This is a genomic window from Janthinobacterium pasteuri, from assembly GCF_051380775.1.
Lineage (GTDB): Bacteria > Pseudomonadota > Gammaproteobacteria > Burkholderiales > Burkholderiaceae_D > Janthinobacterium.
This window is the reverse complement of sequence record NZ_JBNYXS010000002.1, coordinates 281565-298796: the sequence shown is the minus strand read 5'-3', so window position 1 is coordinate 298796 and position 17232 is coordinate 281565. Positions and strand designations below refer to the sequence as shown.

At 60.7% G+C, this 17232-nt stretch carries 18 protein-coding genes and 1 riboswitch; of the genes, 6 read left to right on the top strand and 12 right to left on the bottom strand.

Annotation, left to right across the window (positions count from 1 at the left end; translation table 11 throughout):
- Positions 1-90 precede the first annotated feature (90 nt).
- Together ACQ4WN_RS03775 and ACQ4WN_RS03770 are read right to left on the bottom strand one after the other, a co-directional pair.
- Complete coding sequence (locus ACQ4WN_RS03775; protein WP_133990271.1) at positions 91-285, bottom strand: DUF1289 domain-containing protein; 195 nt, start codon at positions 283-285, stop codon at positions 91-93.
- Positions 285-863: a DUF1415 domain-containing protein gene (locus tag ACQ4WN_RS03770; RefSeq protein WP_436550327.1), complete on the bottom strand. Its 579-nt coding sequence runs from the start codon at positions 861-863 to the stop codon at positions 285-287. The genes ACQ4WN_RS03775 and ACQ4WN_RS03770 overlap by 1 nt, the downstream gene beginning before the upstream one ends.
- Positions 864-1196: 333 nt before the next feature.
- Here ACQ4WN_RS03770 and ACQ4WN_RS03765 point away from each other — a divergent pair, with 333 nt between their 5' ends.
- From ACQ4WN_RS03765 to ACQ4WN_RS03755, 3 genes are all read left to right on the top strand, one after another.
- The gene (locus ACQ4WN_RS03765) at positions 1197-2612 is read left to right on the top strand and encodes a transglycosylase SLT domain-containing protein (protein ID WP_436550326.1); all 1416 of its coding nucleotides are present in this window, start codon (positions 1197-1199) and stop codon (positions 2610-2612) included.
- Positions 2613-2715: 103 nt separating this feature from the next.
- On the top strand, positions 2716-3504 hold the full coding sequence (gene fabI, locus ACQ4WN_RS03760; RefSeq protein ID WP_436550325.1) for an enoyl-ACP reductase FabI: 789 nt from the start codon (positions 2716-2718) through the stop codon (positions 3502-3504).
- Between the two features lie 465 nt (positions 3505-3969).
- The gene (locus tag ACQ4WN_RS03755; RefSeq protein WP_436550324.1) at positions 3970-5364 is read left to right on the top strand and encodes a DEAD/DEAH box helicase; all 1395 of its coding nucleotides are present in this window, start codon (positions 3970-3972) and stop codon (positions 5362-5364) included.
- Positions 5365-5465: 101 nt separating this feature from the next.
- Here ACQ4WN_RS03755 and ACQ4WN_RS03750 read toward each other — a convergent pair whose 3' ends face one another.
- The 4 genes from ACQ4WN_RS03750 to ACQ4WN_RS03735 all read right to left on the bottom strand — a co-directional run bounded on the left by ACQ4WN_RS03750 (position 5466) and on the right by ACQ4WN_RS03735 (position 7043).
- Positions 5466-5924: an acyl-CoA thioesterase gene (locus ACQ4WN_RS03750; protein ID WP_034750191.1), complete on the bottom strand. Its 459-nt coding sequence runs from the start codon at positions 5922-5924 to the stop codon at positions 5466-5468.
- Between the two features lie 80 nt (positions 5925-6004).
- Entirely contained in the window at positions 6005-6373 is a 369-nt protein-coding gene (locus tag ACQ4WN_RS03745; RefSeq protein WP_436550323.1) for a hypothetical protein, read from the bottom strand.
- A 129-nt stretch (positions 6374-6502) separates the two neighbouring features.
- The gene (locus ACQ4WN_RS03740; protein WP_166674638.1) at positions 6503-6640 is read right to left on the bottom strand and encodes a hypothetical protein; all 138 of its coding nucleotides are present in this window, start codon (positions 6638-6640) and stop codon (positions 6503-6505) included.
- Between the two features lie 229 nt (positions 6641-6869).
- On the bottom strand, positions 6870-7043 hold the full coding sequence (locus ACQ4WN_RS03735; protein ID WP_436550322.1) for a hypothetical protein: 174 nt from the start codon (positions 7041-7043) through the stop codon (positions 6870-6872).
- A 248-nt stretch (positions 7044-7291) separates the two neighbouring features.
- Between ACQ4WN_RS03735 and pepA the strand changes: the two genes are divergently transcribed.
- Positions 7292-8125 (top strand): flocculation-associated PEP-CTERM protein PepA, encoded by an 834-nt coding sequence (pepA, locus tag ACQ4WN_RS03730; protein ID WP_436550321.1) that lies wholly within the window; start codon positions 7292-7294, stop codon positions 8123-8125.
- Positions 8126-8203: 78 nt separating this feature from the next.
- Here pepA and ACQ4WN_RS03725 read toward each other — a convergent pair whose 3' ends face one another.
- From ACQ4WN_RS03725 to ACQ4WN_RS03705, 5 genes are all read right to left on the bottom strand, one after another.
- Positions 8204-9313 (bottom strand): nitroreductase family protein, encoded by a 1110-nt coding sequence (locus tag ACQ4WN_RS03725; protein ID WP_436550320.1) that lies wholly within the window; start codon positions 9311-9313, stop codon positions 8204-8206.
- The gene (locus ACQ4WN_RS03720) at positions 9314-10183 is read right to left on the bottom strand and encodes a ThiF family adenylyltransferase (protein WP_436550319.1); all 870 of its coding nucleotides are present in this window, start codon (positions 10181-10183) and stop codon (positions 9314-9316) included.
- A 79-nt stretch (positions 10184-10262) separates the two neighbouring features.
- Positions 10263-11855 (bottom strand): methyl-accepting chemotaxis protein, encoded by a 1593-nt coding sequence (locus tag ACQ4WN_RS03715; protein ID WP_436550318.1) that lies wholly within the window; start codon positions 11853-11855, stop codon positions 10263-10265.
- A 144-nt stretch (positions 11856-11999) separates the two neighbouring features.
- A complete protein-coding gene (locus tag ACQ4WN_RS03710; RefSeq protein WP_010399555.1) occupies positions 12000-12197 on the bottom strand; it encodes a hypothetical protein in 198 nt (65 codons plus the stop codon).
- 95 nt (positions 12198-12292) lie between these two features.
- Positions 12293-15136: a M16 family metallopeptidase gene (locus ACQ4WN_RS03705; protein WP_436550317.1), complete on the bottom strand. Its 2844-nt coding sequence runs from the start codon at positions 15134-15136 to the stop codon at positions 12293-12295.
- 184 nt (positions 15137-15320) lie between these two features.
- Positions 15321-15471: riboswitch (FMN riboswitch) on the top strand.
- A gap of 94 nt (positions 15472-15565) precedes the next feature.
- Between ACQ4WN_RS03705 and ribB the strand changes: the two genes are divergently transcribed.
- On the top strand, positions 15566-16213 hold the full coding sequence (ribB, locus tag ACQ4WN_RS03700; protein WP_436550316.1) for a 3,4-dihydroxy-2-butanone-4-phosphate synthase: 648 nt from the start codon (positions 15566-15568) through the stop codon (positions 16211-16213).
- A 141-nt stretch (positions 16214-16354) separates the two neighbouring features.
- On the opposite strand, the gene ACQ4WN_RS03695 is transcribed toward ribB, so the two are convergent.
- Positions 16355-16684 carry a hypothetical protein gene (locus tag ACQ4WN_RS03695; RefSeq protein WP_436550315.1) on the bottom strand — a complete coding sequence of 110 codons (330 nt, stop codon included), beginning with the start codon at positions 16682-16684 and terminating at the stop codon, positions 16355-16357.
- 197 nt (positions 16685-16881) lie between these two features.
- On the opposite strand from ACQ4WN_RS03695, the gene ACQ4WN_RS03690 reads away from it, so the two are divergent.
- Positions 16882-17205: a hypothetical protein gene (locus ACQ4WN_RS03690; RefSeq protein ID WP_436550314.1), complete on the top strand. Its 324-nt coding sequence runs from the start codon at positions 16882-16884 to the stop codon at positions 17203-17205.
- Positions 17206-17232 lie beyond the last annotated feature (27 nt).

Here is a 17232-nt window from a genome sequence, read left to right as displayed (position 1 = left end):
ATCTGGGGTCAGTTCCTTCGGAATCGGAATGCTTCCCATTGGGAAGCATTCCCCCGTCGGGTCTGACCCCAGCAGTTGCTGCTGGCTTAGCTAAGTATTCCGGCGCGGATAACCTTGAGAAAGAATCCGCACCCATACCACTTCCTTCTCTTCATCCGTCATCGACACCCAGTGGGCCACTTCCACCACGCTGCGACCGCAGCCGCGGCAGATTTCATCGAACGTCGTCGAGCAGACGGCCACGCAGGGGGTGTCCGGACGCGGCGGCAATTCCTTGTCACCCATCAGGACACCTTCGGCAAGCCGAGCTTTTCCCAGCCGTCCACACCCAGCGCTTCCAGGGTGGCGATATTCTTGTCAAAGATGTCCGACGCTTCCGGGAATGCCTCGACGGCGCGCTCTATGCTGTCTTCGCGCAGCAGGTGCAGGGTCGGGTATGGCGAGCGATTGGTGTAATTGCTGATGTCATCCTCGAACGTCTCAGCAAACTGGTAATTCGGGTGGAAACTGGCCACTTGCAGTTCGCCGGCCAGGTGCATGTCTTCCACGGCCGCGTCGGCCACATCGAGAAACTCGTTGTAGTCGAGGAAATCGTTCAGGGTGTACGGATGAATCAGCAAAGTCGTGTCGATCTGCTCGGGGGCCGTGTCGGCCAGCGTTTGCAGCTCGTCCATCAGCATCGCCAGCAAATCTTCCGGATTGCTCGATTCGCACACCACATAGCGGATCTGCTTCTTGACGTGCACGGCCTTGGCGAACGGGCACAGGTTCAGGCCGATCACGGCCTTTTCCAGCCAGGCAACGGTATTGGCGATGATGACGGCGTTGTCGTCGTCGTGGCGCGGCGGGGTGTTCATATGCATGACTCTCTATCAATATGGCGGCAGGCAGCCGAATGGCCGGCCAAAGCCAAATTGTACGCACTCTTTGCGCAGTCTCATACTGAACGGCTGCCAAGCTTGCGCCGCCCTCCCCGCCAAGTATGCTATAACTGCGGCCGAATCACGCATTGAGCAAATTAAATTTGCAATAATGACAGCATTTGCGAATGGAAACCCAGTCGTTTTCCACTTATTGCCGCGTATTTCCTGTCATCATGCTGACATAATTCTTGACTCCGGCATGTGGATATACGTACACTCGCAGCTTAATCATGGGTCTGTCCGATGTTTCTCCGACGACAACAATGGAACACTATGCACGAAAACTCCTTTAAATCTACCGTCCTGGCGGCGCTGGCCCTGGCGCTTGCGCCCGCCCTCAGCCAGGCGTACGAAGCCGGTGTTGAGAGCGATAACGCGCCAGTCGCCGCCACCACCGCACCTGCCCTGATCCCGATGACCGCCCAGGTCACGGCGAAACTCCCCACCCTCGACAACCGCCTGCAAAAGACCGATCGTCTGCTGAAAAACCTCAGCGACAATTCCGATCCGCTGCGCGAAGCCGACGTCTGGGGCCGCATCCGCAGCGGCTATGCGATTCCCGACATCAACAACCAGCTGGTGGCCAACCACGTCAACTGGTATGCCACCCGCCCCGACTACATCGCCCGCACGACGGCGCGCGCCTCGCGCTATATCTTCCACGTGGTGCAGGAACTGGAAAAACGCGGCATGCCGACGGAACTGGCCTTGCTGCCGTTCATCGAGTCCGCCTTCAACCCGCAAGCGTTCTCCAGCGCCAATGCAGCCGGCATGTGGCAATTCGTGCCTGCCACGGGGCGTGATTTCAACCTCAAGCAAAATATGTTCAAGGACGAGCGCCGCGGCGTGCTGGCCTCGACCGATGCGGCCCTGACGTATCTGCAGCGCCTGTATGACATGTTTGGCGACTGGCAACTGGCGCTGGCCGCCTACAACTGGGGCGAAGGCTCGGTGCAGCGCGCCATCAAGAAAAACCAGGCGCTGGGCAAGCCGACCGATTTCGAAAGCCTGGCCGACCTGATGCCGGCCGAAACGCGCAATTACGTGCCCAAGCTGCAAGCGGTGAAAAACATCATCGCCAATCCGGCCCAGTTCGGCCTGACCCTGCCAGTGGTCGACAACCAGCCCTACTTCACGGCCATCGACAAGACCAGCGACATCGACATCACCGTCGCGGCCCAGCTGGCCGAACTGTCGATGGATGAATTCAAGGCCTTGAATCCGCAATTTAACCGCCCCGTCATCATCGGCGGCGAAAAGACCAAGATTCTCCTGCCGCAGGAAAACGCCGCCAAGTTCACCACCAACCTGGCGCAATGGGGCCATGCCTTGTCGAGCTGGACCACGCACAAGATCACCAATGCGCGCGAACGCATCGAAACCCTGGCGTCGAAATTCGGCACCACGGCCGACGTGCTGCGCCAGGCCAACAACATTCCCCAGCGCACCAGCCTGCGCGCCGGCTCCACCATCCTCGTGCCGAAGACTTCGGCCACGATGAACAAGGACATCACCCAGGAAATCGCCGACAGCGCCACCATGCTGCTGGAAGCGGACCGTCCGGAACGGGCCGCCAAAGCACTGCGCCGCGCCTCCAAAGGCGGCAAGGCACAAACGGCGCCGATCTCGCTGGTGAAACCACGCATCCAGCGCGGCGTCGGCAATAGCCGGGCAAAAGCGCGCCACTGATCGCCTGGTCCTTGTTGAGACACGCCACCGGCCGCCACAGCCTTGCTGTCGCGGCCGGTTGTACATCCGCCCACCGCGTCCACCACCCCAGACAGGAGTCGTCATGGCTTTCTTGCAAGGCAAAAAAATTCTCATCACGGGCCTGCTGTCCAACCGCTCCATCGCCTACGGCATCGCCAAGGCTTGCCACCGCGAAGGCGCCACCCTCGCCTTCACCTATGTGGGTGAGCGCTTCAAGGAACGCATCACGGAGTTTGCAGCCGAATTCGGCAGCAAACTGGTGTTTGACTGCGACGTTTCCAGCGATGAACAGATCAGCGCCGTCTTCAGCGACCTGGCCCTGCACTGGGAACAGTTGGACGGCCTTGTGCACGCCATCGGTTTCGCCCCGCGCGAGGCGATCGCCGGCGACTTCCTCGACGGCCTGTCGCGCGACAGCTTCCGCATCGCGCACGATATTTCCGCCTACAGCTTCCCCGCCATGGCCAAGGCCGCCCTGCCCCTGCTGCATCCGGGTGCCTCGGTCCTGACCCTGACCTACCTGGGCGCCGTACGCGCCGTGCCCTACTACAACACCATGGGCCTGGCCAAGGCCTCGCTGGAAGCGTCCGTGCGCTATCTGGCCGAATCGCTGGGCCCGCGCGGCATCCGCGCCAACGGCATCTCGGCCGGCCCCATCAAGACTTTGGCCGCCACCGGCATCAAGGATTTCAGTAAACTCCTGGGCTTTGTGGCCGAGCACGCCCCGCTGCGCCGCAACGTCACCATCGAGGAAGTGGGCAACACGGCCGCCTTTCTGCTGTCCGACCTTGCCTCGGGCATCACCGGCGAGATTACCTACGTCGATGGCGGCTTTTCGCAAGTGATGGCAGTCAATCCCGAAGTAGAGTGATACGGCAATGGCCAACAGGCGGCACTGCGCCACGCGGAAGGCCCGGGCTGGCGCGGGGGAAGGCAGCGCCGCCATGCTTGCCTGACTGGCGGAAAACTACGTATTCTTACTGATTTCGCATAGGAAACATATTCAAAACGTGGTAGGACTGTCGTTTCTTCCCATTTAGGCCGTGCAAAACGGCGGCAAATACGGTATAGTGTCGTTGTGCGCTGCAATATGTTCGCTTGAAGCGATGGCAACACGGCAGTAACCGCACTACAAACTTAGCAGCTTCGCAAGCCTTAGCGCATCCACAGGATGCCGCTTATAAAGCCCTCCCGCCTTGTGTGTCGCACCTGACACCGTCCCGGCGCAAAGCTTTTGTGCCGAAATTTCTTTCTAGTTGAGTCATTTCGTTTTGGTTGGCGTTGCTATTTTGCGTTCTGCTTTTTGCAAGAACGCTGATTTTTACGAAAGAAAAGAATGACATTTGAATCCTTAGGCCTGCATCCGTCCATCATCGCCGCTCTGACCGAATCAGGCTACACCGCGCCAACCGCGGTACAGTCGCAAGCGATTCCAGCCGCGATCGAAGGCCGTGACCTGCTGGTCTCGTCGCAGACCGGTTCGGGCAAGACCGCAGCTTTCATGCTGCCGTCGCTGCACAAACTGGCCAGCGCCGAACAAAGCGCCGCCGGCAAGACGCCTAACCAGGAGATGCAAGCATCGCGCGCCCGCGGCGAGCGTCCGCGCTTCAAGGCTGCCCAGCCAAAAATGCTGGTGCTGACGCCAACGCGCGAACTGGCACTGCAAGTGACCACCAACACCGACAAGTACAGCACCGGCATCCGCCGCATCAAGGCTGTGTCGATTCTGGGTGGCATGCCTTACCCTAAACAGATGCAATTGCTGGCCAAGAATCCTGAAATCCTGGTCGCCACCCCTGGCCGCCTGATTGACCACATGGATTCGGGCAAGATCGACTTCTCGCAACTGGAAATCCTGGTGCTGGACGAAGCCGACCGCATGCTGGACATGGGTTTCATCGACGACATCGAAAAAATCGTGGAAGCGACGCCAGAAGGCCGTCAAACCATGCTGTTCTCGGCAACGCTGGACGGCGTGGTCGGCAACATGGCCCGCCGCATCACGAAAAACCCGCTGGTCATCCAAGTGGCAAGCTCGAGCAACAAGCATGAAAACATCACCCAGCGCGTCCACTTCGTCGACGATCTGTCGCACAAGAATCGCCTGCTGGACCACCTGCTGCGCGACGAAACCCTGGACCAGGCTGTTGTGTTTACCGCCACCAAGCGTGACGCCGATACCATCGCCGACCGCCTGAACATCGCCGGCTTCTCGGCTGCCGCCTTGCACGGCGACATGCATCAGGGCGCGCGTAACCGCACCCTGGACGGCATGCGCCGCGGCCAGGTCAAAGTGCTGGTCGCCACCGACGTTGCCGCCCGCGGTATCGACGTGCCGACGATCACCCACGTGTTCAACTACGATCTGCCGAAGTTCCCGGAAGACTACGTCCACCGTATCGGCCGTACCGGCCGCGCTGGCCGCAATGGCCTTGCCATCTCGCTGGTGAACCACGCTGAAGGCATGAACGTCAAGCGCATCGAACGCTTCACCAAGCAATTGATCCCGGTCAATGTCATCGAAGGTTTCGAGCCTAAGAAAACGGCGTCGGCACCACGTTCGAGCGCCCGTCCAGGCGGCTGGAAACCAGGCGACAACCGTGGCGGCGCGAAGCCAGCGCAACGCACGTTCAGCAAGCCGGGCGCACCACGCAAAGATGGCGCACCTAGCACGGGCGGCGGCTACAAGGGTTCGAACCCGCGCAGCACCGACGGCGCACGCCGCAGCTAGGGCGACCGTTAATCACGGCGCCATGCCGCCAGCGGGCGGCATGCAATAAAAAAAACGGCCACCAGATCACTCTGGTGGCCGTTTTTTCATGCCCGGCGTGTTTACTTCTTCGACACCTTCTGGCGCGACAGCTTGCGCAGCTTGGCTTGCTCGAAGCGCGCATGCTGTTCCGGCGTCTCCAGCACCAGCGGCGGCACGGCTACCGGCTTGCGGTTGGCATCCACCGCCACCATCGTGAAATAGCAGCTGTTGGCGTGGCGCACCAGGCGTTGCTGAATGTTTTCCGTCACCACGCGGATGCCCACTTCCATCGAGGTCGTGCCCGTGTAATTGATCGAGGCGAGGAACGTCACCAGCTCACCCACGTGAATCGGCTGCAAGAACATCACCTGGTCCACGGACAGGGTCACCACATAGCTGCCTGAATAGCGGCTGGCGCAGGCGTAGGCGACGCTGTCGAGGTATTTCAGGATGGTGCCGCCGTGCACGTTGCCTGAAAAGTTGGCCATATCGGGCGTCATCAGGACCGTCATCGTCAGTTCGTGGGCCGACCAGTTCATCGCGCTGTCCAAAGTGTTCTCCAAGGGGAAATAAAAGTGAGGGGGATGTAAAAACCGGCCCCAGGGGCCGGCTGCAGACCTTACAGGCCCAGGGTGTCGATGTCGGCCAGCGAGTCGCGGCCCTTGTCGGAAATATCGTGTCCCTCGCCATCGGCGCGCGCCACGATGTGGGCTTTCTTGCCCAGGAAATAGGCCACCTCCGTGTCCAGCTTGGTCAGCGGATCGGCGGCGACGGCGCGCAAACCCATGATGCAGCGGCGCAGGAACAGCAGTTGTTGTGCCTTCTCGGTGATGGACAGACGGCCATCGCGGGCATAGCTGAGCAGCTTCAAGCCGGACAGGCGCTTGGCATTGCGGGCAACGCAAGCACTGGGGCGCTCGGTCTTGATACCGCGCGCAACTTGCTCCAGCGCGTCATATTCATCGGTTGTTAATTTCTCGTTCTTCATTACTTTTCCATAAAAGGCCATGTGTTCGGCCCCCATGGTACGCGCCCCGCTGCGCATCGGCAACAGGCAACGTGATTCAGTCGCCGCCCGCCCCACGGACGGCGCGCTGAAAATGCGCGTGGATCGCGCTTATTTGTAGGTGCGCAGCAGCAGCCACGCCAGGCCGCAACCGGCCACGGCACCCGCCAGGGCCAGTGCTGCGAGGTTTTTACTGGTGATCACAGGGCGCCGGCCCAGGTAAATTTTGTTATGCAAGGAATTGCCCATGATGGTCTCCTGTACAAGAATTTTTATGATGACTCATTATAAGAACAGAATCGTGACGGCCGCATGACACACAGCAGTTAGTGCTTGATTTGTATCCACTCGGCAACGTTTATTGGCATTTTTGTTGTTTAAATGGCGTGACGATCGCGCCGCCCGCGCAATCCATTTCCGACTAGAAATAAATAGCGCGCGGCAGCGCATGGCAACTCAGGTGCGCGACGACGTGCTCTCAGCCCATCTTGACGGGCGGCGCCGGTGGCGTCGGTTCCTCGACGGGCACGGGCTGCGTGTACGGCGGCTTTTCCGGCGGTGGCGTCAGCGGATCTCCTTCGGGCGGCGGCGGGATATCCGGTTCAGGCGTGCTGTGTGCACGCAGCGGGGCAGGACGGGATCGTGTTTGCATGGTGAACTCCTTTGCCCACACTGTAGCCGATGACGGCAAGCACTGGCGCCCGCGAGCCGCGCCATGGACCGGTGAAACGTCGATTTTTTTTACACAAGTAAGAAAAACGGCAGACCTGTTTTTATAAGCTGTTGAATTTAAATAAAAATATTATATGGTACGAATTCTGCTTCAAGGGCGTATGAGGTTATCTGAGGCAGCTGCCACAGTGACCTGGTCCGATCAACCCTCACGCTGAAGGAAATGCCATGAAACCGCTGTCCTCATTCCTGCGTTTCGCTCTCTCCGCGGCTGCCATCGGCGCCGCGCTCATCAGTGCTCCCGCACTCGCTGGTCCTTTGTTTACCGTCAATGAAGGCTCCGTCCCCGGTAGCGCAGCCAATCAGGTTGTGGCGGACCGCATCAGCTTTGAATATCACGCGCGCGTCGAACAAACCATCGTTGGCGGTTTGGGTGGTGGCAACGATCCCTTCACTCAAACAGGCTTTCTGACCAAGGCTGCTTTCGGCAGCCCCACTGGCGGCAGCGTGCCATCGCAACTGAACGCCCTCAATGGCTATGGCATATATGGCCTGTTTACCATCACCGGTCAGTCGGATGCTCTGGCTGGCGGGATCCACGCCAACTTTCAAACCCTGACCATGACCTTGTACATCGACCCCAACCAGGACACGTCACTGTCGGTCAGTAACGTAGCGGGCTCGCCGGTGAATGTGGGTGGTGTCTCCGGGGATGACTATGCGATCGTGACCTACACGCTCGATCTGGGTGAAGCCCACATTTTCGCCGGCCTGGCCCAAGGCGACTTCAAGGCCTTGCTAAACGCCACGCTGACGCCGCAAGGACAGTTATTCTTTGTCAATCCCGACCCATTTTTCCCGTTGGAGTCCCTCAGCGGGAATACGAACAGCTTCATCGGTGGCAGCTTGACCAACAGTTTCATCGCGATGGCCGACGGCGGCGGCCTGGAATTATTTCAAGCAGCAGTACCTGAACCAGGCACCATCGCCCTGCTCGGTATCGGCCTGTTTGGCCTGGGCATGACTGCGCGCCGCCAGCAAGACAAGCAGCGCCAGGCTTGACTTGCGATCATCCAGTTTAAAAGCCGCTGATGTCCTCAGCGGCTTTTTTCGCTGCGGCAGCCAGCAAGCGCCTGCCGCTCACGCATGCGTCCTCGCGTCGACCGGCGCCACCAGCAAGTCTTGCAGCGGCCGGCGCAAGGAGCGCGCCTGGGCCGCCGGGCCGGCGCCGATGCGGCCAAGGAACACGGCCCGATCAAACGCCACCGCACCCAGCACGGCCTGGCATTGCAGGGCCAGTTCCTGCGCCAACTCCAGCATGGCGTCGGTTCGCGAAAAGGCCCGCCGTTCGCGCACATAACGGGCGAAGATCAGCGGCGTCAGTTCCGGCTGCAATTGCAGGCCCAGCTGCGTGGCTGTCAACCAGAAGCGCTGCATGGCGCGGCCCGCCGCCACGTAATCGTCGACATGGCGCGGCGGCGCCTCGGCCAGCAGCATGAAATGCGCAGCACAATACAGGCCGGGCAACAAGTCCATCTGCAGCCGGGGCGCGACGGTGCCCGCCAGCCAGGTATTGAAAAAATCCACGCGGCGCCAGCTGTGCATGACCCAGCGCATCAGCCGCGCCGTCATCGGGTCGACGCCAAGCGCCTGCTCCGGGATGCGGTCGCTGCTGAAGCGCGCACCCCATTCGATCACGTCGAGGTGTACCTTGTGCGCTTCGGGCATGGTCAGGCGCAGCTTCGCATTGTCGAACATCAGGCGCGCACAGGCCAGGCGCGCGCGCCAGCCTTCGAACCACTGCACACTGTAGCCAGGCGGCAGGCTGGCCGCCAGCGCGGCCTCTTCGCTGGCGCGCAGGTGGCGCGTGCTCAGCCGTCGCCGCTGCACGCTGCGCTGCGGCAGGAAGGCCGCCAGCGGGTCGGGCAGCATGCCGGGACTAGCAACAAAGTGCACATCAAACGTGGGCAAGGTATCGGGCAAGCCGCCGTGCCGGCGCGCTTCCATGCGCAAGCCATGACTGCTGGCCGCCAGTGCCATGCTTTCGAGCAAGGCGCCCAGCGATAGCTGGCTGGGATGGCCATCGAGGTCGTACACGCAATGGCTGCGCGTGTCGAAGCCATGCACGACGACATGGCGCTGCTCCACGACTTCAAAGCGCCACGGCTGCGTATTGTCGCCGCTGGGCGCCCAGCGCGCCTGGTCGAGGATGTTTTCCAGCACGGGATCGATCAGCAGTGCTTGCGCCATTTATGCCCCCTGCGCGGCGCGGCGCCGCTTGATGATGGCCATCGTCAGCCGTTGCAGCGGATGACGGTTGCCGCCGGGACGCCAGGTATGCACGAGCTTGTTGCGGTAGGCGTCGAAATGCATGCCGTGCGGTGCCGCCATCACCTTGCCGCGCTTCACGAGTATTTTCAGCGCCTCGGTGGCAGCCGCGCCCGCGCACAACTGGCAACCCATGATGGTCGACGGTCCGCGCCGCTGCTTGAGGTTGATGGCCGACGGGTCGACCAGGTAGGGGCCGTGCAAACCGGCAGGCGCCAGCCCGACGAGAAAACGCAGGGCCTTTTCTTCCTCGGGCAAGTCGCCCCAGCCAAAATACTCTTCAAACGTCATGCCACCCGGCAGGAAGCTGAGCACGGCCGTACCCATGCCCAGCGGCGCGGCCGTGATGGCGGGGATGCCCAGTCGCGCACAGCTGGCGAAGGTGGCCTGGCGCGCGGGAAAGGCAAAAAAATCCAGACCGTCCACATACAGGTCGACACCAGCAAAAAACGCCGCCAGATTGCTGTCGTGTATGCCGTCAGGAAATTGTTTAATCTCCAGTTCTGGATTGATGTCCGTCGCCATCTGCGCCAGTACGGCCACCTTGGGCTGGCCCAGGGTGGACATCATGGCGCCGGCCTGGCGATTGAAGTTGGCGATATCGAAGGTGTCGAAATCGGCGATGTGAAACGCGCCTATGCCCAGCCGCGCCAAGGTCAGCAAGTGCACGCCGCCCACGCCGCCCATGCCGGCAATGGCCACGCGCTTGCCGCGCAAGCTGTCCTGCTCCGCCTGCGTGACCCAGCCTATGTTGCGGGCAAATGCCGCCTGATAGGAAAAACCGTCTGTCATGCTTACCTCTTCTGTGCGTCAGCTAAGGACCAAGAATGGTTTGACAGACGGTCAGGTGATAAGTTCCCGCTATGACGGTTTAGCGCGCCAGACGGCGCTGCACTGCCGGTGCAGCTGCTGCGCGCGAGGGCGCCGCCGCGTGCCGCGCCACTGCACCGACCTTGAACACGCTGACGACCTGCGCCAGCCCGGCCGCCTGCTCGTTCATGGCCTGCGCCGCCGCCGAAGCCTGCTCGACCAGGGCCGAGTTTTGCTGCGTCATATTATCCATCTCGACGATGGCCTGATTGATCTGCTCGATGCCGGCGCTCTGCTCCGCGCTGGCCGAGGAAATCTCGGCCACGATATCGGTCACATGCTGCACGCTGGAAACGACTTTTTCCATCGTCTCGCCCGCCAGCGTTACAAGTTTTTCACCGGCTCCGACTTGCTCGGCGGAACTGTCGATCAATTGCTTGATTTCCTTGGCGGCAGCAGCCGAGCGCTGCGCCAGATTGCGCACCTCGGTAGCGACGACGGCAAAGCCACGGCCCTGCTCGCCCGCGCGCGCCGCTTCCACGGCCGCATTCAAGGCCAGGATATTCGTCTGGAAGGCGATGCCGTCGATGACGGCGATGATGTCACCGATCTTTTTCGACGAGGCATTGATGGCGCCCATGGTCTCGACCACCTGGCTCACCACACCGCCCGCCTGGGTCGCCACTTGCGAGGCGGAAATGGCCAGCTGGTTGGCCTGGCGCGCATTGTCTGCATTCTGGCGCACGGTCGAGGTCATCTCTTCCATGGTCGAGGCCGTTTCTTCCAGCGATCCCGCCTGCTGTTCCGTGCGCGCCGACAGGTCGTGGTTGCCAGAGGCGATCTCGCCCGACGCCGTGGAAATGGCATCGGCATCGTTGCGCACCTGGCTCACCAGATGCGCCAGGTTGTCGCGCATGGCCTTGATCGCCATCAACAAACTCGACGTGTCGCCGGGGCGCGTGTCGATCTGCGTGGTCAGGTCGCCCTGGGCGATTTGCGCCACGATGGCGGCTGCATAGTCGGGTTCGCCACCCAGCTGGGCCAGGATACGGCGCAGCATCAGCGCAGCCAGGCCGCCCACCACCAGCATCAGCGCGCCGCCGATGGCCAGTAGCACGCCGGCCTGGTCCCAGAACTTGGCGTTGATATCATCGATATAGGTACCGGTGCCGATCAGCCAGTCCCACGGTGCAAATTTCACCACCGCGTACAGCTTCGCCACGGGCTCCTTCACGCCGGGACGCGTGCCATCGGCCTGTACCAGGCCGAAGCGGCTGTTGGCCAGCAATGCCCGGTAGCGGTCACCGGCCTGCTTCATATTCTTTTGCGGCTTGCCGATGCGCGCGGGATTCGGATGCACATACATCGCATCAGTACTGAAATCGCGCACAAAATAATACATTTCATCCTTGACGAAACTGCCTAGGGCCAGCTTGGCCTGCTGCTGGGCCTGCTCACGCGTGAGCTTGCCCGACTGTTCCAGCGCATACGCTTTTTCCACCGACGCGTTAGCCAATTCGACCAGCACCGTCAGTTGCTCGGCCCTTTCGTCCATCATGGTCTGGCGCAGGGAATACAGAGAAAACGAGGCGATGAGAACGATGCCCAGCAAGGTGCTGAAACACAATAAAAGAATGCGTGAACGGAGAGTCATAGTGAACCGTGTAAAAAATACAACATGAAATTATAAAGAATTCCCGTATGGAAACCTTTTCAAAAATGCAAAGCGGGCGGCGCTACCAGGCTGATGCCCGGCAGGCACCGCCCGCTTTGATACTACTCGCCTGTCAATACAGGATCACGCCAGCGCTTCCTTGGCCGCCTCTTCCGGCGTCAAGCCGTCGTAGAACTGATCGGTAAACCACTCGACCTGCTCTTCGATATGGTCTTGCGCCTGCGCCACGGTGGCGCCGCCAGCCACGAGGAAGCCTTCGACCTCGATACACCAGTTGATCAACTCCAGGGTTTCCGGATCGAGCTCTTCTTTCTTAGCCATCGTATTTCCTTGCTTGTTAAATTGCGATATCAGATCAATAAGCCGTAGTTTAACAGCTTCGGCGCCCTGCGAGCCCTGCAATTGAACAATAAAAATTACTTGACAGCAACTTCTTTGCGTTCCGGGTAAAGCACCACCTGCACATAATTGTGCATGTCCAGGTAGCGCTGCGCCGCCTGTTTGACGGCTTGCGGCGTGATGGCCCGCACGCGCTGCTCGTAGCGCAGGATCTGCGCGGGATCGCGGCCCTGCGTCACTGAACCCATCAGTTGATTCATCCAGTAGTTATTTTCCCGCATAAATTTCTGCTGGCGCGTGATCCAGTTCAGCTTGACCTTTTCCAGGTCCGCCACGGAAGGCCCCTCTGCCTTCATCTTGTTGATTTCGGCAAAGGCGGCGGCGATCACCTTGTCCACGTTTTCCGGCCCCGTCGGCAAGTTCAGCGCCACCGAATAATGACCATACGGATGCTGGCCCATGAAAGTTTCGAAGCCACCGCCATAGATCATGCTCATCTTTTCGCGCAGCACTTCGATGACTTTCAGGTTCAGCACCTCGCCCAGCGCCTGCAGGGTCAGCTTTTGCTCGTCCGAATACGCCGCGTCGCCATTGAAGGTGATGGAAATCGTGCTTTTGGGCTCACTGCCCATGTAGATATCCTTCTTGACGATCCCTGCCACCGGGCGCATGCCCACATCGCGGTAGGCGTGCGGCACCTCCGCCACGGGCAAGGTGCCCAGATAGCTGGCGATCAGTGGCTTGATCTTGTCGACCTCGAAGCTGCCCGTGAAGATGAAGGTCATGTCGCGCGCGCTGGAAAAGCGCTGGCGGAAGATCTCCAGCGAGCGGTCCAGGCCCACCTTGTCGAAGTCGGCCGCGCGCGGCACCCCATCGACGCGCGGGTTATCGCCAAACATGGCGTGCTGGATGGCATCGTAAAACACGGCTTCCGGCTGCGCCATGCTGTTTTTCGCCAGGTCCTGCTGCTTGCCGATGAAGGACTGGTACAGGCCCGTATCCTTGCGTACGTCATGGAAATACAAATACACCAGTTGCAGCATGGCTTCCACGTCAGCGCTGCTGGCCGAACCGCCAAAGCCTTCGCTCAATTCGCCCAGCGAAGCGCCCACATTGACCGTCTTGCCGGCCAACACTTTTTGCAAGTCCAGCGGCGCCAGGTCTTTCAAGCCCATGCTGCCGACCACGGCGCTGGCATAGCGGGCGTTGTAGATATCGGCGTCGCCAAACAGGGACTGGCCGCCGAAACGGGTCGAGCCCATCAGCACCTGGTCATTCTTGAAGTCCGTGGGTTTGAGCAGCACGCGCACGCCATTGCCCAGGGTCAGCTCCGTCACGCCGATGGCGCTATTCAACTTTTCACCGACGATGCTGCCGCCGGCCGGCGGGCCATCCATCAGCTTGCTGGCCAGGACTTTTTCCGTGCGCGGCTCGACCTTTTGCCGCTCGGCTTGCGCCACCGCGTCGAGCAATTGCTGCTGCGTCGGCACAGCCGAGGCCGTATCGCCCGCTTTCGGCTCGGCGCCCATGAAGACCACCAGTTTCTTTTGCTGGTCGGGGATGACCCTGGCGACCGTCTCATTGATTTCCTGCAAGGTCACCTGCGGCAAGAGTTCCTGCGCATACAGCAGCTCGTTGGCGATGCCGGGAATGGCTTCCTGCTCCAGGAAGTTGCGCGAATACTCGGCCACGAAGCCGGACGAATCGGACTTGTCGCGTTCGCTGTATGCGCGCTCGTAATTGCGCAGCATATTCTTGCGCGCGCGGTCCAGCTCATCCTGGCTGAAACCGAAGCGGCGCGCCCGCTCATCTTCCTGCACCAGCGCGTCGACGGCCGGCTGCACGCCGCCCTTGCCCAGCAAGGCATACGCGCTGAACGATTCGTAGCCACGCACCAGCTTGCCCATGCTGCTGCCGCCCTGGATGAAGGGCGGGTTCGCCTGCTGCGTCAATTCCTGCATGCGCGCGCTGAGCATCTGGCCATACAGGTTTTCAATCATCTGGCGGCGGTAATCGGCAATGGTGACGGTCTCCTGCGCGGCGCGGATCGGGTAGCGGATAAAGACCGTGTCGTCCGGCGCTTCCTTGTCCGTGATCACCAGCGCTTCCGTCTGCGAGCGCTGCGGCACTTCCGCATACAGGCGCGGCCGCGGTTTCGCGGGGTTTTTCAGCTTGCCGAAATGCTGCTGGATCAGCTTTTCAGCCTGTTTCGGCTCCACATCACCGACCACCATCACGGCCATCAGGTCGGGCCGGTACCAATCCTTGTAGAAACGCTTGATGGCTTCCGGCTTGAAGGTTTTCAAGACAGATTCCTTGCCGATCGGCATGCGCTGCGCATAGCGCGAACCGTTCAGCAGCTTTGGATACAGCACCTTGTTCATGCGGTCGCTGGCGCCCTTGCCCAGGCGCGCCTCTTCCAGCACGATGCCGCGCTCGCTGTTGATGTCGGCCGGATTGAACTTCAAACCATGCGCCCAGTCTTCCAGCACGAGAAAACCCTTTTCCAGGTTGTCCTTTTTGGTCGTCGGGATCGGCAAGACATACACGGTTTCATCAAAGCTCGTGTAAGCGTTCAAGTCGGCGCCGAACTTCACGCCGATCGATTGTAAATAGGAAATTAATTGATTGCGCTTGAAATGCGTGGAGCCATTGAAGGCCATGTGTTCCGTGAAATGCGCCAGGCCCTGCTGGTCGTCATCTTCGAGGATGGAGCCGGCTTTCACCACCAGGCGCAACTCCACTTTCTGGGCGGGACGGGCATTTTTCTTGATGTAATAGGTCAAGCCGTTTGGCAATTTTCCTACTGTCACTTCCGGTGCCAGCGGCAGGGGATCGGTCAAACGGATTTCCGCCTGGGCCATGCAGGCGCACGCCAGCAAGACGGCGCCCGAGATCAGGCGTAATTTACTCAGCTTCATGTATTCTCAAGGGTAATATTGGGTGATCATACCTTACACTGAAATCGTCTTTCCGCCCTTAAAAACAGCTTAGAAATACTGTTTTTTTCCGGCGACTTTGCCGAATGACTAACTCAACAGTGCACTGTCACATCGTTTCAATTGTGCTAAAGTATTGCCGCCGGTCATGTGGACCGGCACAACAATACGTCTTCGGGGCGGGGTGCGATTCCCCACCGGCGGTAAGACCGGCAACGGTCAAGCCCGCGAGCGCTTTCCAGGCACCGCCTGGTGAGGTCAGCAGATCCGGTGTGATTCCGGGGCCGACGGTATAGTCCGGATGAAAGAAGATGTGCAGTAGTGTGATGTCCCATCGCCACGGCGATGCGGCCAGTTGCGTCTATTCGCTTGCCCTGCAGCGTTTTTCGCCTATGCGAGGAGCGTTTCACCATGTTAGTCAACAGCTATACCCTGCTTTCCAACGACCTGGAAGGTCGCATTCAATCCGCGCTGGCCGCCATGCGCGCCGGCATTCCCGTCATCCTGCTCGACGATTTCGACCGCGAAAACGAAGCCGACCTGATCCTGTCGGCGGAGAAAATCACGCACGAAACCATGGCCCTGCTGATCCGCGAATGCAGCGGCATCGTCTGCCTTTGCCTGCCCACGGACATCGTCAGCGCGCTGGAATTGCCGCCCATGTCGTCCGACAACGGCAGCCGCTACGGCACGCCATTCACGGTCTCCATCGAGGCGCGCGACGGTGTCACGACGGGCGTGTCGGCCGCCGACCGCGTGACCACTATCCGCGCCGCCATCGCCCCGAACGCCAAGCCTGCCGACCTGGTGCGCCCCGGCCACGTCTTCCCTCTGCGCGCCGCGCCCGGTGGCGTGCTCGAGCGCCGTGGCCATACAGAAGGCTCCGTCGACCTGTCGCGCATGGCGGGCCTGAACCCGGCCGCCGTGCTGTGCGAGCTGATGAATCCGGACGGCACCATGATGCGCGGCGACGATATCGAACGCTTTGCCGAACTGCATGGCATGCCCATTCTTACCATCGAAGAACTGGTGGAATGGCGCAGCACGCGCGGACAGTAAGCTTGCTTCAGGCGGCTGCCCCCTTCGGCAAATCTGGGCGATGAAGGTTTTCCACTGGGCTGGCTGCATGGAAGACTCCCGTTTGTCTGCTATGTACAGTCAGACAGCAGGGCCCCAGGAAAATTCTCGCAATTCCCCTACTTATCGGGGACAGAGCCAATGCATATGCGGTACACGAGGCCCGCAGCCAGGCCATACGCGGCGGCAATCGTCGCGTATGGCCAGCGGCAAGCGTAGCGACCAGTCGGGCAGCATGTGCAGGATGCTGCCGATCAGGGCCACGCCCACCAGCGCGCCAATTTGCCGGTTCGCATTCAGGGCCGCCGCCGCGCTGTTCGCATGCTGCTTGCCGGCCACCCGCATCACGCTGGCAGTCTCATGGCGGAGAATGGCGATACCGACGGCCACGTTCATGACGGCCGTGCCCGGCGCCAGCAAAGCGCACGCCGTGCCCGGGCGACATCGACCCACAGCTGGTACGCATCTGGCCCGAGCGGGCAGCGGCCGATGCGATTATCGCCAGTGTGGGCAGCCCGGCAACCTAGCCGCACATAATCATTCTCAAAAGAAACTTTATTTCTTATGCGTCTGATAAAATTCGCAACCCCGTCGCGCCCAGCCGCCGCCACGCCGCCGCGGGATCCCTCAATCCTCTTGGAGATTTTTTTATGCTTATCTGGCAAGGCTTCGGCATACTCGGCCCCCTTATCTGTTTTATCGTCGTACTGGCCGCGCAAGCGCTGTTTGGCGCCACCCTGGGCGAGGCCTACACGAAGAGCCACGCATGGACCCTGGCCCTGGCCTTCCTGCTGGCAGCGGCCGCCAGCTGGTATGCAGGCGTGCGCCTGAACAGCGCGCCCGGACGCGAATTGATCGACCCGGCCACGCAGGAACGCGTGATCCTGCGCCAGCGCCACACCCTGTTCTGGATCCCGATGCAATACATCGCCGTGCTGATGGTCGTGATGGCCGGCTTCGCCCTGTTCGAATAGGCGCGCACGCCAGACGTGCCCGGCGGG

Bases quoted from the DNA above. Each gene is read 5' to 3' on its own strand.
- ACQ4WN_RS03715 (WP_436550318.1), bottom strand. From the start codon at position 11,855: ATGACTCTCCGTTCACGCATTCTTTTATTGTGTTTCAGCACCTTGCTG.
- ACQ4WN_RS03745 (WP_436550323.1), bottom strand. From the start codon at position 6,373: ATGAAGAACGAGAAATTAACAACCGATGAATATGACGCGCTGGAGCAA.
- ACQ4WN_RS03770 (WP_436550327.1), bottom strand. From the start codon at position 863: ATGCATATGAACACCCCGCCGCGCCACGACGACGACAACGCCGTCATC.
- ACQ4WN_RS03710 (WP_010399555.1), bottom strand. From the start codon at position 12,197: ATGGCTAAGAAAGAAGAGCTCGATCCGGAAACCCTGGAGTTGATCAAC.
- ACQ4WN_RS03705 (WP_436550317.1), bottom strand. From the start codon at position 15,136: ATGAAGCTGAGTAAATTACGCCTGATCTCGGGCGCCGTCTTGCTGGCG.
- ACQ4WN_RS03735 (WP_436550322.1), bottom strand. From the start codon at position 7,043: ATGCAAACACGATCCCGTCCTGCCCCGCTGCGTGCACACAGCACGCCT.
- ACQ4WN_RS03690 (WP_436550314.1), top strand. From the start codon at position 16,882: ATGCTTATCTGGCAAGGCTTCGGCATACTCGGCCCCCTTATCTGTTTT.
- ACQ4WN_RS03720 (WP_436550319.1), bottom strand. From the start codon at position 10,183: ATGACAGACGGTTTTTCCTATCAGGCGGCATTTGCCCGCAACATAGGC.
- ACQ4WN_RS03755 (WP_436550324.1), top strand. From the start codon at position 3,970: ATGACATTTGAATCCTTAGGCCTGCATCCGTCCATCATCGCCGCTCTG.
- ACQ4WN_RS03740 (WP_166674638.1), bottom strand. From the start codon at position 6,640: ATGGGCAATTCCTTGCATAACAAAATTTACCTGGGCCGGCGCCCTGTG.
- ACQ4WN_RS03750 (WP_034750191.1), bottom strand. From the start codon at position 5,924: ATGAACTGGTCGGCCCACGAACTGACGATGACGGTCCTGATGACGCCC.
- fabI (WP_436550325.1), top strand. From the start codon at position 2,716: ATGGCTTTCTTGCAAGGCAAAAAAATTCTCATCACGGGCCTGCTGTCC.
- ACQ4WN_RS03765 (WP_436550326.1), top strand. From the start codon at position 1,197: ATGCACGAAAACTCCTTTAAATCTACCGTCCTGGCGGCGCTGGCCCTG.
- pepA (WP_436550321.1), top strand. From the start codon at position 7,292: ATGAAACCGCTGTCCTCATTCCTGCGTTTCGCTCTCTCCGCGGCTGCC.
- ACQ4WN_RS03775 (WP_133990271.1), bottom strand. From the start codon at position 285: ATGGGTGACAAGGAATTGCCGCCGCGTCCGGACACCCCCTGCGTGGCC.
- ribB (WP_436550316.1), top strand. From the start codon at position 15,566: ATGTTAGTCAACAGCTATACCCTGCTTTCCAACGACCTGGAAGGTCGC.
- ACQ4WN_RS03725 (WP_436550320.1), bottom strand. From the start codon at position 9,313: ATGGCGCAAGCACTGCTGATCGATCCCGTGCTGGAAAACATCCTCGAC.